The following is a 16,209-nucleotide window of genomic DNA, read 5'->3' as shown; positions in this document are numbered from 1 at the left end:
AATGCTCCGCTGTTTTAACGCAGCAAGAAGGATAGCAGGACGGGCAGATAATCTTTCAGATCGATGCGCAGTTGTTTCAGTGCCTGCTGAATCCGGTAATCTATCGTTTTGGGAGATACTCCTAAGCGTTCGGCTATTTCGTTGTAGGTCAGATTCTGGAAACGATTGAGCTCGAATGCTTCGCGGATATTTTCCGGGAGTCGTGCCAAAGCTTCTTCTATTTTTTCGGTTAATTCTTGCATGACGTAGAAATCGGGATCATCATACTGTGATTGGAGATTGTCGAAAATCATCTTTTCGATTCTTTGTTTCACTTCGTTCCGATTGATAAGAGTCAGGCAACGATTTTTAACAGCTTTGAACAAGTAACTTTTCAAAGAAGTTTCAAATGCCTGCATCTCTTTATTTTCCCAAAGCCAGACCATTACATCCGATACAATCTCCTGTCCGTCGTCCGGTTCCACAAACAGCCTGGCGTAAGCGCACAAGGCGGGATAGTGCCGGAGAAACAGCGCTTCAAATGCGTCTTCATTTCCCTGTTGTATCTGATAAAAAAGAATTTCGTCGCTTGTTGTATGCGATGTATTGTTGTGCATGTAAACCCTCGTTTTGGGCAAAAATAATATTTTTTTCAAAAAAAATACGTTTTTAGGTTAGGAGATTTCTAATTTCATTCGTCTTATCTATAAAAGCACGAATTATGGATGAATCCTATTACATAAATGAGTCAATTCTTTTAAGCTATTTTGCCGGGGAGCTTCCTGCTGACAGACAAAAGGAGGTAGAAGAGTGGATCGCTACTTCGGAGGAGAATACGAAGACAGCACGGGATATTTTTCAGCTTTACCGGGCAGCCGATACATTGAACTACATGAAGCATGTAGATTCTGTTGGGGCTTTCCATCAGGTAAAGGACCGAATACACAAACATCAACATAGAATTTCATGGATGGTGTGGGGGCAGCGTATTGCTGCTTGTTTAGCTTTGCCGCTGCTTGCCACCACCCTTTATCTGATTTTGAAAAACTCCCCCGTGGAGTATGTGGAGATACGGACAAATCCCGGTATGGTTGCTGAAGCGAATCTGCCGGATGGAACTAAAGTTTGGCTGAACTCGGGATCTTCACTTAAACATCCTACCAGGTTCACAGGAGATATACGTAACGTAGAACTTGATGGAGAGGCTTACTTTGAGGTGCATAGAGATAAGAGTAAGCGATTTATTGTTAATACGCCTTTCCGTATTCAGACTGAGGTTTTGGGTACGGAGTTCAATATAGAGGCTTATCGGACGGACAGTGTGGTAAGAACTACCTTAGTATCGGGCTCTGTGAAATTGTCATTTCTGGGTGAGGGTGACAAGCAACGGACCTTTGTGATGAAGCCTGATGAGGAGTTTATCTATAATCCGAAAACACGTACAGTGAGGACCGACAAACCTTATGTGAAAACTTATACGGCCTGGAAAGACGGTCAGGTGGTATTTAGGAATACCCCGCTGTCTGAGGCTTTGAAAATACTTACCAAGCGGTTTCATGTGGAGTTTATCGTAAAAGATTCTACTCTTTATGGAAATTCATTTACCGGAGTATTCAGCGAACAGCACTTACCTCTGATTCTTGAACACTTCAGGCTTGCTTCGGGCATACAGTATAGATTTATAGAACTGGAACATAACACACAGCAGACAATACAGCAGAAAATGAAAATAGAGCTATATTGACCATTTGAATATTAAACTTTTAAAATCTGATACCTATGACAACACGTCCACCTTAAAACAAAAAAACATACAGGAAAATATTGGCGTATTTTCCTGTATGAAAGTCCACCGTCCGCTTGTTTGGCGACAAGTTGTGCGGTTAATAGAATTTTTTAAATCAAAATCACTACAAATCTATGACAATTTACTTAAACTTCCAATTTTTCGGGAGGCAGAATATCTTTTCGCTTCTGAAAAAAATACCTTTGTGTATGAAACTATCAGCGATCATGTTGTTTGTCTTTGCCAGTATGGCATTTGCGGCTAAGGGTTATAGCCAGTCAGTACGTGTGACATTGAATGTCAGCAACAGCAGTCTTCAGAAAGTGCTGGATGAAATAGAGAAGCAGTCGGAATACCACTTTTTCTATAATAATAAGCAGGTGGATATCTCTCGGAGTGTGACTATTAAAAGTACTCAAAAAGAGATCAGCCAAGTTTTGAATCAGCTGTTTGCCGGTACGGATATCGGTTATAAAATATTGGAGAATAGTATTATCCTGTCTCCTAAACAGATTTTGGAAACGACTGCTGCACAACAGCAGACCACTAAAAAGATAAAGGGGCTGGTTACTGACGAGGCCGGTTTGCCCATTATCGGAGCTAATATTAAAGAAAAGGATTCCGGAAACAACGGGACGATTACAGATGTCAACGGTAACTTTAGTCTTTCTGTAGGAACTAAAAGCTCAATTATCATTTCGTATATCGGGTACATCACCAAAGAAGTTCCCGTGGGTAATAATACTTCACTTACTGTTCGGTTGGCCGAGAACACGAAACTGCTCGATGAGGTTGTTGTAACGGCATTAGGTATCAAGCGCGAAGAGAAGGCTCTGGGGTATGCCGTGCAAAAAGTGGACGGAGATCGGCTGGCTGCTGTAAAAACAGTGAATGTTGCTACTTCGTTAACGGGCAAGATTGCCGGATTGAATGTAAAAAACAGTACAGAGTTCAATACAGCTCCTTCACTCTCGTTGCGTGCATCTGCCCCCCTGTTAGTTATCGACGGTGTACCTTATGGTAATGTGGGATTGAATGATATAGCAGCTGATGATATCGAATCGGTTGATGTCCTGAAAGGAGCTACGGCTTCGGCACTCTATGGTGCCCGTGGAGGTGCCGGTGCAGTGATGATTACCACTAAAAAAGGTAAGGAAGAAGGGTTGAATGTGACTGTAAACAGCAGTACCATGTTTGCAGCCGGATATCTGAGAAAGCCGGAGGTACAAACTTCATATAGTTCCGGGTCACAGGGGACTTATTCCACCGGAGGATATGTATGGGGAGACAAACTGGACATCGGACGTACAGCATTGCAATATGATCCGTATACTCACGAATGGGTGGATATGCCTTTGGTTTCGAAAGGTAGAAATAACTTAAAGAACTTTCAAGAATTGAGTTTGGTGACAAACAACAATGTAAGTGTATCCCAGAAAGGTAAATATGGTAGCGTACGTACTTCATTGACCCATGTATATAACAAAGGGCAGTATCCGAATCAAAAATTGAATAAGATTACTTACTCAGTATCGGGCGATATGAAATGGAAGAAATTTTCTTTTGACGGAGGTCTGACTTATAACAAACGTTTCTACCCCAACGATATGGGAGCCGGATATGGTGGAAGTGGTTTCCTTTATAATTTGTTGGTATGGTCAGGGGCTGAGTATGATATACGGGACTATAAAAATTACTGGATTAAACAGGATGAACAGCAGAACTGGATGGATACCAAATGGTATGATAATCCATATTTCATTGCGAACGAAATTACGCGTTCAAGCGATTATGATTTGATTAACGGATATCTTTCTGCCAATTATGATTTTACTCCTTGGTTGAACTTATCATTACGTTCGGGGCTGGACTCGTATTCACAGAAAAAAGAGTGGCGGAATGCTGTAAGTGCTGTGGGTGGTTGGCATAAACAGGGTTATTATAGTCTGCAACGCTTAGGCGGATATAGTTTAAACAATGACTTGATACTGTCTGCCGATCATAAATTCGGTAATTTCAATGTCGATGGTTTCGTGGGTGGAAACGTTTATTACTGGAAGAGTGATAATATTTTGGCTGAAACACAAAATGGTCTGAAAATTCCGGGATATTACTCATTGAAATCATCTGTAGACCCGTTGAAAACAACCAGTGGTATTACTAAAAAACTGGTGACCAGTGTATATGCAAAAGCTTCTGTTTCGTGGAAGAGTACTTTATTTCTGGATGTAACGGGACGTAATGACTGGTCATCTTCCTTACCGTCGGAGACACGATCTTATTTCTATCCGTCTGTGGCCAGCAGTGTTGTGCTTTCGCAGTTTATCCCAATGCCTAAATTTATTGATTTCTGGAAAGTGAGAGGTGCATGGACACAAACTAAGAGTGACCTGGGAGTATATGATACTAACAATACTTATAGTGTGTCTACCGATTTGTGGAATGGTGAGAGTGCTGCATATTATCCCACATCTATCCGTGGTGTTGCGGTGAAACCTTCGGCTACACGTTCTTATGAAATCGGTACGGCAGTCCATATGTTTAAAAATCGTCTGAAAGTAGACTTTACTTATTATAATAAGCTCTATTACAATCTGACTCGTAGTGCCGGCATCAGCAACTCTTCCGGATTTACGTCTACATTGATCAACATTGATGAAGAATATGTGGGTCGTGGGGTAGAATTGACTCTGTCAGGCGATATTATCAGAACAAGAGACTGGAACTGGGAGTCGGCTTTCAACTGGTCACGTGACCGTTGGTATTATACCAAAATAGACCCGGTATATTCTACACAGAAGCCTTGGGTAGCGGTCGGTAAACGTTGGGATTGGTACGGAATTTACGATTGGGAACGCGATCCTCAAGGAAATATTATCAATTACAATGGTTATCCTAAACAGAGCGATTACCAGTCGGTTATCGGTTATGAATATCCTGATTGGATATGGGGCTGGACGAATACGATAACTTACAAAAATTTCACTCTCTCCTTTACACTTGACGGACGGGTAGGAGGTATGGCACACTCGAAAACCAATCAGGCGATGTGGAACTCGGGGGCACATATTGATTCGGACAATCAGTGGCGATATGATGAAGTGGTGAATAAGAAAACCAATTTTGTAGGTACCGGAGTGAAAGTCGTTTCCGGGAGTGTAGATTACGATTCGAACGGAAAAATTATCCATGACGACCGAGTATTTGCTCCGAACGACGTACAAGTATCTTACGAGTCGTATATGAAGAGTACTAACCCGTATATAGGTACCGTGACACGTCAGAATGTATTTGACGAGACGTTCTTCAAACTGCGTGACCTCTCGCTGAGCTATCAGATGCCTAAGTCTGTTTGCAACAAACTGCATATGAAAGGTTTGACACTGGCCTTTGTCGGACAAAATCTGTTTGTATGGACTAAAGAGTTCCGCTTTACCGATCCCGACAGTGACTCCGATAACCTAAGTTCTCCGTCCACCCGTTATTTAGGCTTTAATGTAAAATTGGATTTTTAAAAGATAGAATAATATGAAACGAATTAATAAATACATATCGTTGTTATTGGTAACTACCTTGTTGGCTTCTTGCGATAAGTTCGATGAAATCAACACAAATCCCGATGCAACCACTAAGGTTACCTCTTCACTGCTGGCGACCGGATTACTTTTGGATATTACATCGTCCAGTGCCAGTAAATCATTTATATATGACGATCTGCTTGCCAAACAAATGGCATGGGGCGAAAGTATGGAAGATTACCAGTATAATGTGTTCGGACGGTCCGGTTTCGGAGGATACACGACACTGATTAATGCACAGAAGATGGTCGAATCTGTTACGGATGATAATGTGAATGCATACGATGGTCTGGCACATTTTATAAAGGCCTACAAAATATTCTATATGTCGATGGAAATGGGAGACCTTCCTTACGAGGAGGCTTTGCAAGGTGAATTAGGGTTGGTACGCCCTAAATACAATACCCAAAAGGAAGTGATGGGGTTTGTTTTGAGTGATCTGGAAAGAGCATACGAACTATTTTCCTCAGCTAAAGATTTTGATGGTGATCCGATTCTGGGAGGTAGTATCAGCAAATGGAAGAAAGCGACTACAGCATTTCAGTTGAAAGTTCTGATGCATCTTTCGAAGAAAGAGAGTGATGTAGATTTGAATGTGAAAGAACGTTTTGCCCGGATTGTGGCATCGGGTAGCTTAATGGAATCAAACGATGATAATCTTCAGATGAAATATGCGGATAAAGCGAATACTGTATATCCTTTCCATAACACAAATACTAAACACGCCGGTTATGCCATGCTTTCTACTATGCTGATTGATAAGTTTAAGGCAACCGGAGATATCCGTATGTTCTATTATGCCAAACCGGCAAAGGCTAAACTTGATGCAGGAGTGACCGCTGACAGTTGGGATGCTTATATCGGGACTGATCCATCATTGCCTTTTGAACAGATAGAGAAGGCTTATGCCACAGAACAATATTCTGGATTCAATGCGCGGTATACTGATTATCCTTCCGGAGAACCGGTTGTCCGATTGGGATATGCCGAACAGAATTTCATTCTGGCAGAAGGCGCCGTGAGAGGATGGATTTCGGGTGATGCAACTATTTATTACAAGAAGGCAATCAGAGCTCACATGGAGTTTATAGCTACTAATACTCCGGATGAAGAGATCTATCATCATGGACATCCGTTGACGCAGGAAGCGATTGCGGCTTTTCTTGAAACACCGGCTATACAGTTAAGTGGTGAGAGAGAGGGAGACCTTGAGAAGATATTGACACAACGTTATCTGGCATCGTTCATGCAACATCCGTATGATGTTTATTATGACTACCGTCGTACAGGGTATCCAGTATTACCGATCAATCCCGCAACCAACCGGAATACGATGAATGACAGACTGCCTATGCGCTGGATGTATCCGAAATCAGAGTCTGATTATAATCTGGAGCATCAGAACGAGGCTTTGCAACGTCAATTCGGGGGGGTAGATGACGTTAATAAACTGATGTGGATTTTGCAATAAAATAGAGTTTTAGAAGAGGTGTGTGCAGAATGGAGAGAAATACTTTCTGTTCGCACCTCCTCTGGTTTTTAATACATTTATTAATATGATGTTGAGATATAGTTTATTAAGTATAGTCTTATGGCTATCTACTGTAATGGCTTATGGCAAGGGAAACGAAGTTAAAGTCCTCCAAATGAATATCTGGCAGGAAGGTACCATGGTGAAAGGGGGCTTTGAGGCAATAGCTGACGAGGTGGCTCGTCTGGAGCCGGATATCGTGATGTTTAGTGAAGTGAGAAACTATCATGGAAAACAATTTATTTCGCGTATACTACAGGCTTTGGAAGAACGTGGAAAGAGATATTATGGTGAAAACAGCAAGTTGGATGTAGGTATTTTATCTAAATATAAAATTGAAGAACAGGCTCCTAATTGTCCCTTGGAAGATGATGCCGGTTCCGTACTGAAAGCCCGCATACGCATTAATGGAAGAGATGTTGTTGTATATTCCGCACATTTGGATTATACACATTATGCCTGTTATCTGCCAAGAGGATATAGTGGCGTTACATGGAAAAAGTTGGATGCACCGGTACTGGATGTAGCGGTGATTGAGAAAGCCAATAATGAATCTTTGCGTGATGAAGCGATTCGTCATGTGATAGAAGATGCCCGGAAAGAAAAGGGGAATATTGTTTTATTAGGCGGTGATTTCAATGAACCTTCACATTTGGACTGGAACGAAAGTACGAAGAATTTGTGGGATCATAACGGAACGGTAGTTCGGTGGGATTGTTCCGTTCTCCTTGAAAATGCGGGATTTAAAGATGCCTACCGGACAAAGTATCCTAATCCGATCACACATCCGGGATTTACTTTCCCGTCTGATAATGAAGGTATAGCTGTAGAAAAGCTGTCGTGGGCACCTGACGCTGATGAACGGGATCGTATTGATTTTATTTATTTCAGGCCTGACAAAAAAATGAAATTGAAGGATGTATCTGTGGTAGGACCTTCAAAATCGATTGTCCGCAGTAAACGTATAGAGGAGAGAAGCAAAGATTTATTTATAACCCCGTTAGGGGTGTGGCCGACAGATCATAAAGCTGTAATGGCCACTTTTCTTCTGAAATAATTAGGAGAATACAGGGGTTATTGCCAGCGAGTATTTATATCTTTGCTACTTAATTTTATTTGAAATATTTAAATGTAATACTTATGAACAGGAAAAACTACTTATTAGCTTTTATTCTTTGTATGCAGACCTTATTTGCTTCTGCGCAAGTTTATCCGGTACGTGCAAAACTTACCGATAAAAATTCTTTTTCAATGATTCTGTTGCCCGATCCACAGAGCTATACAAAGTTCGATGCCAACCAACCTCTTTTTGAGCTGCAGACAGCATGGGTGGCTAATAGCATTGAGTCTCTGAATATAAAAGGAGTGCTTTGTACCGGTGATTTGGTGGAGCAGAATGAAATACGTATTCCGGATGGAGTGAACGGGAATCAGACAAGTGAAGAACAATGGCGTGCCGCCTCGCGTGCATTTGAGCGCTTGGACGGAAAGCTGCCTTATGTGATTTGTACCGGCAATCATGATTATGGATATCAAAAAGCAGAAAATCGTTTGTGCCATTTTCCTGATTACTTTCCTTCAGAGAGAAATTCTTGCTGGAGAGAAAGTCTGGTTGCTGTAGGAAATAACTATCAGGGTATACCAACACTGGAAAATGCTGCTTATGAATTCGTGACTGATACCTGGGGTAAGATTTTAGTTGTTTCTCTGGAGTTTGCTCCTCGTGATGAAGCTTTGGAGTGGGCGAAGAAAGTGGTGGATTCACCTCGCTATAAGGATCATAAGGTGATATTGTTGACGCATTCATATCTGGCATGGACAGGAAAAATAATTGAAAAAGAGAATTATAAAATGACACCTGCCAATTATGGACAAGCTATTTGGGACAAGTTGGTCTATCCTTCAAAGAATATTTGTATGGTGATTTGTGGACACGAATGTGAGATAGCCGATTATAAGGATAATGTCAGTTTCCGGATTGATAAAAATGCATCCGGTAAAAATGTTCCTCAAATGATGTTCAATGCACAGACAGCAGATGGACAATGGTTTGGTAACGGTGGAGACGGGTGGCTGAGAATTATGGAATTTATGCCTGATGGAAAAACGATTAAAATCAAGACTTTCTCTCCTCTTTTTGCTCTCTCTCCTCTGACTTGCGATAAATCGTGGAGAACAGATTCTTATGATCAGTTTGATATTACGATAGAATAAACAGTACATGTAAAGGAGGGTGTGTCGAAACTCACCACAGAGAACATAGAATAACACAGATGTGTCTTTAAGTCGTTGATGATCAATGTGAATAATCTCTGCTACTCTGTGTCCTTTGTGGTGAAAAGACTTTTGACACAACTCCTTCTTTTTATTCGGTAACTCTGCCTCCTTTTATAATGTCTATCTTTCGTCTGTGCGAACTACGCTGCCAGAAAAATTAATGCCAATGATAAGAATTCCTTGAGTTCCTTGCGTAGTAATTTCAGTGCCTGTTGTATACGATAATCTACGGTCTTAGTAGATATATTAAGGAGCTCTGCAATTTCTTTGTAACTCATATCCTTGAAGCGGTGCATGATAAATGCTTCTCGATAAGATTCCGGTAACGCTGCTATGGCTGTGTGAATCCGTTTTGTTAATTCTTCTATCTGATAGAAGTCTACATCGTAAATCATTGCCTGATTTTTTTCATAAAATAGTGTATCTGCGCGATATTTTACCTCTTTCTGCGCGATGCGGTTTAATGCACGGTGATATATCATTTTTAGAAGATATTGGCTTAGTGATGATTCAATAAGTAATATCTCACGATTCTCCCATAGCCAAAGCATCACATCCTGTACAATTTCCTCCGCATCCTCCAAATCCACAAACCGGTGGGCGTATGCACATAACGTTGGATAGTATTTTCTGAACAAGGCGTTAAAAGCCTTTTTATCCCCTTGTTGAAGTTTGGAAAGCAATAAAATCTCTTCTCTTGTCCGGTTTGGCTTCATAGATTTAAGAATTTAATTTATATACAAAGATAGTCTTTTCTTATTAAAACAAAGATTTTCTAAAAAAAAATGGAATTAAGTTTAGGAATCCTATTTTCCCACCTGTCTTATTAATAAAAGAGTTGAGTTATAAATATGAATCAAGAAGATATAGACCATTTACTACCTCGTTATTGTGAAGGACTGGCTACGGAAGAAGAGTGCAGGCAGGTGGAAGCCTGGATAGGAGAATCGGAAGAGAACCGGAAGATGGTTGATCAGATGAATACTCTTTATCTGGCAGTAGATACAGTTAACGTAATGCGTAAAGTGGATACGGAGAAGGCCTTGGATAAGGTTAGGAGTAGAATGGTTGTAAAGAAAACAACTTGGTGGGAGTGGATACAACGTACCGCTGCTGTTTTATTCATTCCTTTGTTTATAGCTTTTGTGGTGCAATACACAAACAATAGTAAACCTGTCTTGAGTCAGATGCTTGAGATTAAGACGAATCCGGGAATGACAACTTCGGTGGTACTACCAGATAGCACGGTCGTTTATCTGAATTCGGAATCTTCTTTACGTTATCCAACTTTTTTTGAAGGTGATACACGAGATGTGGAGTTGCGGGGAGAGGCTTATTTTGCGGTAGCAAAAGATTTAAAAAAGAAGTTTTTCGTCTCTACTCCACATGCATCAAAGATAGAAGTATTGGGTACCCATTTTAATGTGGAGGCTTATGAAGATGAACCGGACGTCTCGACCACGTTGGTAGAAGGACATGTTTGTTTTCATTTTAATGATAGAGACTATCGGGTTAAGAAAGTTGTTATGAAACCCGGACAAAAGCTTGTTTATAGTTCGACAAGCGGTGATGTGCAGCTATATGCTACATCTGGTCTGTCGGAAACCGCCTGGAAGGATGGCAAGATCATATTCAGTAATACGCCGTTGGAAGTAGCGTTGAGAATGCTTGAAAAACGTTTTAATGTAACTTTCATTATAAAGAATATACGTTTAAAGACAAATGCGTTTACGGGTACATTCACCGAACAACGGCTTGAACGGATATTGGAATACTTTAAAATTTCGTCCAAGATACAATGGAGATACCTGGAGAGTCCTGATATTCAGGATGAACGGAGTAAAATTGAAATTTATTAATTAACCATTAAAAGAAATGCTTATGAAAAACAAATCTCCCTGAACTACTAAAAACGTACGGAAAGATATTGGCGTATCCTTCCATACGTAAAAGAGTAAACCTTTTGAGCTTGTTTAGCGACAAGCTAAGATAAACTATTTTTTTAACTTTAAGTCAATACAAAATTATGCAAAATTATTTTAGCATCCAATTATTGCGGGTGGTAAAGTCTTCGCTTTGGCTGACCTCGAATAAAATACCAAGAACTATGCGACTATTTATTCTATTCCTAATTTGCTCTATGAGTTTTGTGCATGCCACAGATGTTTTTGCACAAAAGGTGGAGATCAGTATTGATATACATAATCAAACTGTAGAGAAAGTTCTGAAAGAAATAGAAAAGCAATCGGGCTTTGGCTTTTTCTTTAATAACAAACATGTTAACCTGAAAAGGATGGTTTCCGTTTCAGTTGACAAGAGTGATATATTTAAAGTGCTGGATGAAATCTTTGAAGGGACTAATGTGAAGTATTCCGTTTTGGATAAAAAGATTATTTTATCTACCGAAATGACATCGAAGCAACAACAAACGGTAAGAGTTTCGGGAAGAGTGACGGATGTGAACGGAGAACCGGTGATTGGTGCCAGTGTCGTTGAGAAAGGGACAACAAACGGTATCATAACTAATTTAGAGGGAGAGTTCTCCTTATCAGTGAGTTCGGAGAAAGCGGTGATTGAGATTTCTTATATCGGATATCAGACTCAGGAACTGAAAGTTGTTTCGGGAAAACCATTGAGTGTTACGATGAAAGAAGATACCCGGGCTTTGGAAGAGGTGGTCGTGGTTGGATATGGTTCACAGAAGAAAGTGAACGTGATTGGTTCGATTGCTGCGGTGGATAGTAAGAAACTTGAATCCAGAACCGCTCCCAGCGTTTCGAATATGCTGACCGGACAACTATCCGGAGTAACAATTACACAATCGAGCGGTAATCCCGGACAAGATCAAGGTACAATTCGTGTACGTGGTGTCGGTTCTTTTGGAGCAACCCCCGATCCTTTGGTGTTGGTTGACGGACTTCCCGGTAGCTTGAATGATTTGAATCCAGCTGATATTGAGAGTATTTCAATCTTGAAAGATGCTTCCTCTGCTGCTATTTACGGTTCGCGTGCTGCGAACGGCGTTGTACTTGTGAAAACCAAGGGTGGTCAAAAGGGCAAGGTTACTGTAAGTTATAACGGTTATGTCGGATTTAATCAGGCTACTGAATTACCTGAAATGTGTGATTCGTGGGAGTATGCCGAACTGTACAATAAAGCAATGGGCAAGGAGGTTTATACGGCAGAAGAGATTCAGAAATATAAAGATGGCTCCGATCCGTACAATTATCCTAATGAACACTATCTGGACAAATTATTGGGTAACAAAGGGCTGCAAACCGGACATGAACTGACTGTGAACGGAGGCAATGATAAAACACAATATATGGTTTCCTTTGGCTATGTAAAACAGAACGGATTGATGAAACACAATCACTATGATCGTTATAACGGCAGAGTGAATCTGACGACAGAATTGGCTAAAAACCTTACATTAACCACACGTTTAGGCGGTGTCGTTTCAAAAAGAAGCGAGCCTTCTACTCCGGGTGGAATGGATTCTGCAGGATTTAAAGCTTTTTCAAGCAATGCACTTCGTTTCCCAGGATTGTGGGCTACCAAATTGGAAGATGGTTCGTACGGTTTAGGACCCAAGGTGCTTGGTACACCGTTGGCATGGTTGGATAGTGGTTCTTTTTATGATGAAAACTTTGATAAATTCCGTTCTAATGTAGAGTTGGCGTTTACACCGGTGAAAGGTTTAACTTTGAAAGCTATCGGAGGATATAATTATACCGGTCAGCAGATTCGTCACTATCGTTCGGCTATGGAGATTACAGGCGGTAAAAAGTTGGGTCCTTCTTCTCTGTCGGATACTATGTATAAAACGGTCTATAAAACGTTTCAGGCATTGGCAGATTACAATGTGAAATTCAGCAAGAATGATTTGTCTGTATTAGTCGGTTATACTTGGGAAGATGAATCGCAGAGAACCGTAGGAGGAAGCCGCCTGAATTTCCCATCGGATGAAGTCCCCTACCTGAACGCCGGAGGAGCTGATGGGCAAACCAATTCCGGTGGAGGCTACGATTGGGCCATTATGTCTGTTTTCGGACGTTTGACTTATAATTATGACCAACGCTATTTGTTTGAAACCACGATGCGCTATGATGGTTCTTCCCGTTTCCCGACAGATAATAAATTTGGTTTCTTTCCATCTGTTGCCGCAGGATGGCGTTTATCGGAGGAGCAATTTTTCAAAGAAGCAGAGTCACTGAGCTTTATTGATAATCTGAAGCTGAAAGCATCATACGGTATTCTGGGTAATAACAATATTGGTAACTATCCTTATCAGTCTACTTATGCTCTTGGAAAAGCAATGAACTATGTATTCGGGGGTGTTTATACTCAGGGTGCCGCAGTGACTACCTATGTTGATCCGACTCTAAAATGGGAAAAGACCCGTACTACGGATGTCGGTATCGAGACTGCTTTCTGGAAGAACAAACTGACGTTTAATGCAGCTTATTTCTATCGTAAGACAACAGACATCCTGTATAAACCGAGCGCAAGTTATTCTTCTATTTTTGGTCTTGCACTTTCGCAAGTCAACACAGGAAGTCTTGAAAACAAGGGATGGGAGTTTGAAATAGGGCACCAGAATAAGGTTGGTGAATTTAGTTATCATGTTAACGGAAACTTTTCCATTATCAAGAATAAAGTGATCAGTCTGGGTGTAGGAGATGTGGAGCAAAAGAGTGGAATGATAGGTAATGGTAGCAATCTGTTCCTGGGTTATCCGATGAATATGTTTTACGGTTATAAGACGGATGGCGTATTCTTGACTGATGAAGAAGTAAAAGAATGGCATGATCAGAGTAAGATTGCTCCTAACTCCAAAGCGGGTGATTTGCGTTATGTGGATATTTCCGGTGACGGAAAGGTGGATGAAGCCGATAAAGCTTATTTGGGATCGAAGATACCTCAATATACATTTGGTTTAGGATTGGGTGCCGAATACAAAGGATTCGATTTTAATATATTGCTTCAAGGAGTGGCCAAAGTAAAAGGACAGTTGACTAATTATGCCGGTTATGCTTTCTTCCAGGAAGGTAATATCCAGAAATGGCAGGCAGAAGAGACCTGGACGAATAATCAGTCGAACCGGTATCCTAAGTATCCCCGTCTCGAGGTGATGTCGAATGCGGGTAGCAACAATACGCTGGGCTCTGACTTCTGGATTCTGGATGCCTCTTATCTCAAAGTGAGAAATATCCAGTTAGGATATACATTGCCCAAACATATAACTCAGAAGTTCGGTTCCTCCAACCTTCGTTTTTATATATCACTTGATAATCCATTCTCCATCAGCGGATATCGTAAAGGCTGGGATCCGGAAATTAATACAGACGGTAGTTATTATCCTATTCTGTCAACTTATACATTTGGTTTAACCTTAAAATTTTGATGTAAGATGAAGAGTTTAAAATATATAGTAGCATTGGCATTGGCGGCAGGACTGTTTCAAGCTTGTGATTTAGAGCGCTATCCACTGACAGACTTGTCTGAAGAGACTTTTTGGAATAGCGAATCGAATGCGGAACTGGCATTGACTTCTCTTTATAGAGGAAGCCTGACAGACGGCGTAGAGTATAACCCTTCGGATTGGTGGTCCTATCACGGAATGATTATGATGGAGCATCTTTCGGATAATGCTTTTGACCGTCGGGGGGAGAATAATCCTTTCTTCAAGATTTCAAGTGGCAATTTGACGGCTGATAATGCATTTATTAAAAGATATTGGGAAACGTCTTATAAGAGAATAGGTTACTGCAATCGTTTTCTTGTTGGCATTCAGAATAGTTCCGAATCGGCAAAAAAGACACGGATGATTGCTGAGGCCCGCTTTTTACGTGCAACCCAGTATTTTTATCTTGCCAGCTACTTCAAGGATGTTCCTTTGGTAGAGAATGTGCTGACGGGTGAAGAAGCCAACAATGTGACAAAGACTTCACAGGCCGATATCCTGAAATGGTGTGTAACCGAATTTACTGCAGCTGCGGCCGATTTGCCCCGTTTCTCCGCCATTCCGGCGGGAGAAGCCGGACGTGCTTGTAAACAGGCGGCCCTTGCTTTTCTCGGACGTACCTGCATGTTGCAGAAAGACTGGAAAAGTGGAGCAAAGGCTTTCCACGATATTATGGAATTGGGAGATAATGCGATAAACGCCAACTATCAGGAGCTGTTTTATCCTTCTACCGGAACTTCGAACAAGGAGAATATTTTCTACATCCAGTATCTGGAAAACTATCTGGGTACCGGTCTGCCGCAGCATGCACTATCTGCCAAAGACGGGGGCTGGAGCTTGGTCAATCCGGCTGCTGATTTATACGAATCGTATGAATTTAAGGATGGAACTCCTTTCAGCTATGATGATCCGAGATATGACCCATCTAATTTAGGAAAGGATCGCGATCCGCGTCTGGATTATACAATTTACTATAACGGTGCCATCTTTATGGGTACAGAGTATAAGATGAGTCCTGACTATAGTGCAGCCAAGAAAGAGAAGCTCGATTATACGAGCGAGGCTTCCAGAACCGGCTTTATGATGAGGAAATATTTTGAAGAATCGACACCTATAAACGATGTACAGAGCGCAAACGGACTGACTCCGATTATTCGTTATGCCGAAGTGTTGTTGGGATATCTGGAATGTCTGGTTGAAGATAATCAAACGATCACTCAGGGAACATTGGACGAGACAATCAATGCAGTGAGAGGTCGGGCCAGTGTGAAGATGCCTGTTATTACCGAAGTGAATCCGGCTAAACTTCGTGAGATCGTGCGTCACGAACGTCGCATTGAGTTGGCTATGGAAGGCATTCGCTACTGGGATATCATGCGATGGGGGATTGCACATGAAGTGTTGTCCCAGAAAATATGGGGTGCTCCCTATCCAAATTCAACTCAGTATGCAACAACGACCAAGGAGGTTGATCCGACAGGGAAGTGCCGTTGGTATGTTGGAAAACGTGCTTTCCGCAATCCGACAGATTATACATGGCCGATTCCACAGTCTGAACAGAATATTAATCCTAATTTACGCGACTAATTTA

Annotated in this window: 10 protein-coding genes; 8 read left to right on the top strand and 2 right to left on the bottom strand. The window is 41.3% G+C overall.

Annotation, left to right across the window (positions count from 1 at the left end; all coding sequences use genetic code 11):
- Nucleotides 1-14 precede the first annotated feature (14 nt).
- The gene (locus JZY04_RS11440) at nt 15-596 is read right to left on the bottom strand and encodes an RNA polymerase sigma-70 factor (protein ID WP_005775793.1); all 582 of its coding nucleotides are present in this window, start codon (nt 594-596) and stop codon (nt 15-17) included.
- A gap of 104 nt (nt 597-700) precedes the next feature.
- On the opposite strand from JZY04_RS11440, the gene JZY04_RS11435 reads away from it, so the two are divergent.
- From JZY04_RS11435 to JZY04_RS11415, 5 genes are all read left to right on the top strand, one after another.
- Nucleotides 701-1,723 (top strand): FecR family protein, encoded by a 1,023-nt coding sequence (locus tag JZY04_RS11435; protein WP_122142860.1) that lies wholly within the window; start codon nt 701-703, stop codon nt 1,721-1,723.
- Between the two features lie 251 nt (nt 1,724-1,974).
- The gene (locus JZY04_RS11430; RefSeq protein WP_122142859.1) at nt 1,975-5,280 is read left to right on the top strand and encodes a SusC/RagA family TonB-linked outer membrane protein; all 3,306 of its coding nucleotides are present in this window, start codon (nt 1,975-1,977) and stop codon (nt 5,278-5,280) included.
- Nucleotides 5,281-5,293: 13 nt separating this feature from the next.
- Nucleotides 5,294-6,814 carry a SusD/RagB family nutrient-binding outer membrane lipoprotein gene (locus tag JZY04_RS11425; protein ID WP_122142858.1) on the top strand — a complete coding sequence of 507 codons (1,521 nt, stop codon included), beginning with the start codon at nt 5,294-5,296 and terminating at the stop codon, nt 6,812-6,814.
- An 88-nt stretch (nt 6,815-6,902) separates the two neighbouring features.
- The gene (locus JZY04_RS11420; RefSeq protein WP_122142893.1) at nt 6,903-7,931 is read left to right on the top strand and encodes an endonuclease/exonuclease/phosphatase family protein; all 1,029 of its coding nucleotides are present in this window, start codon (nt 6,903-6,905) and stop codon (nt 7,929-7,931) included.
- Between the two features lie 83 nt (nt 7,932-8,014).
- Nucleotides 8,015-9,088 (top strand): metallophosphoesterase, encoded by a 1,074-nt coding sequence (locus JZY04_RS11415; protein WP_022013001.1) that lies wholly within the window; start codon nt 8,015-8,017, stop codon nt 9,086-9,088.
- A 203-nt stretch (nt 9,089-9,291) separates the two neighbouring features.
- Here the strand turns inward: JZY04_RS11415 and JZY04_RS11410 are convergent, their stop codons facing one another.
- Nucleotides 9,292-9,867: an RNA polymerase sigma-70 factor gene (locus tag JZY04_RS11410; RefSeq protein ID WP_005775800.1), complete on the bottom strand. Its 576-nt coding sequence runs from the start codon at nt 9,865-9,867 to the stop codon at nt 9,292-9,294.
- Between the two features lie 135 nt (nt 9,868-10,002).
- Here JZY04_RS11410 and JZY04_RS11405 point away from each other — a divergent pair, with 135 nt between their 5' ends.
- From JZY04_RS11405 to JZY04_RS11395, 3 genes are all read left to right on the top strand, one after another.
- Complete coding sequence (locus JZY04_RS11405; RefSeq protein ID WP_032531813.1) at nt 10,003-11,010, top strand: FecR family protein; 1,008 nt, start codon at nt 10,003-10,005, stop codon at nt 11,008-11,010.
- Between the two features lie 167 nt (nt 11,011-11,177).
- On the top strand, nt 11,178-14,558 hold the full coding sequence (locus tag JZY04_RS11400; RefSeq protein WP_005818675.1) for a TonB-dependent receptor: 3,381 nt from the start codon (nt 11,178-11,180) through the stop codon (nt 14,556-14,558).
- Between the two features lie 6 nt (nt 14,559-14,564).
- The gene (locus tag JZY04_RS11395) at nt 14,565-16,205 is read left to right on the top strand and encodes a RagB/SusD family nutrient uptake outer membrane protein (protein ID WP_005775803.1); all 1,641 of its coding nucleotides are present in this window, start codon (nt 14,565-14,567) and stop codon (nt 16,203-16,205) included.
- Nucleotides 16,206-16,209 lie beyond the last annotated feature (4 nt).

Source organism: Bacteroides sp. 11BF, from assembly GCF_019633765.1.
GTDB classification, from domain to species: Bacteria; Bacteroidota; Bacteroidia; order Bacteroidales; family Bacteroidaceae; genus Bacteroides; species Bacteroides hominis.
This window is presented reverse-complemented; position numbering and strand designations above follow the sequence as displayed.

Excerpts from the sequence above, each read along its gene's own strand:
- JZY04_RS11430 (WP_122142859.1), top strand. The coding sequence starts at position 1,975 with ATGAAACTATCAGCGATCATGTTGTTTGTCTTTGCCAGTATGGCATTT.
- JZY04_RS11415 (WP_022013001.1), top strand. The coding sequence starts at position 8,015 with ATGAACAGGAAAAACTACTTATTAGCTTTTATTCTTTGTATGCAGACC.
- JZY04_RS11395 (WP_005775803.1), top strand. The coding sequence starts at position 14,565 with ATGAAGAGTTTAAAATATATAGTAGCATTGGCATTGGCGGCAGGACTG.
- JZY04_RS11410 (WP_005775800.1), bottom strand. The coding sequence starts at position 9,867 with ATGAAGCCAAACCGGACAAGAGAAGAGATTTTATTGCTTTCCAAACTT.
- JZY04_RS11420 (WP_122142893.1), top strand. The coding sequence starts at position 6,903 with ATGTTGAGATATAGTTTATTAAGTATAGTCTTATGGCTATCTACTGTA.
- JZY04_RS11425 (WP_122142858.1), top strand. The coding sequence starts at position 5,294 with ATGAAACGAATTAATAAATACATATCGTTGTTATTGGTAACTACCTTG.
- JZY04_RS11440 (WP_005775793.1), bottom strand. The coding sequence starts at position 596 with ATGCACAACAATACATCGCATACAACAAGCGACGAAATTCTTTTTTAT.
- JZY04_RS11435 (WP_122142860.1), top strand. The coding sequence starts at position 701 with ATGGATGAATCCTATTACATAAATGAGTCAATTCTTTTAAGCTATTTT.
- JZY04_RS11400 (WP_005818675.1), top strand. The coding sequence starts at position 11,178 with ATGCAAAATTATTTTAGCATCCAATTATTGCGGGTGGTAAAGTCTTCG.
- JZY04_RS11405 (WP_032531813.1), top strand. The coding sequence starts at position 10,003 with ATGAATCAAGAAGATATAGACCATTTACTACCTCGTTATTGTGAAGGA.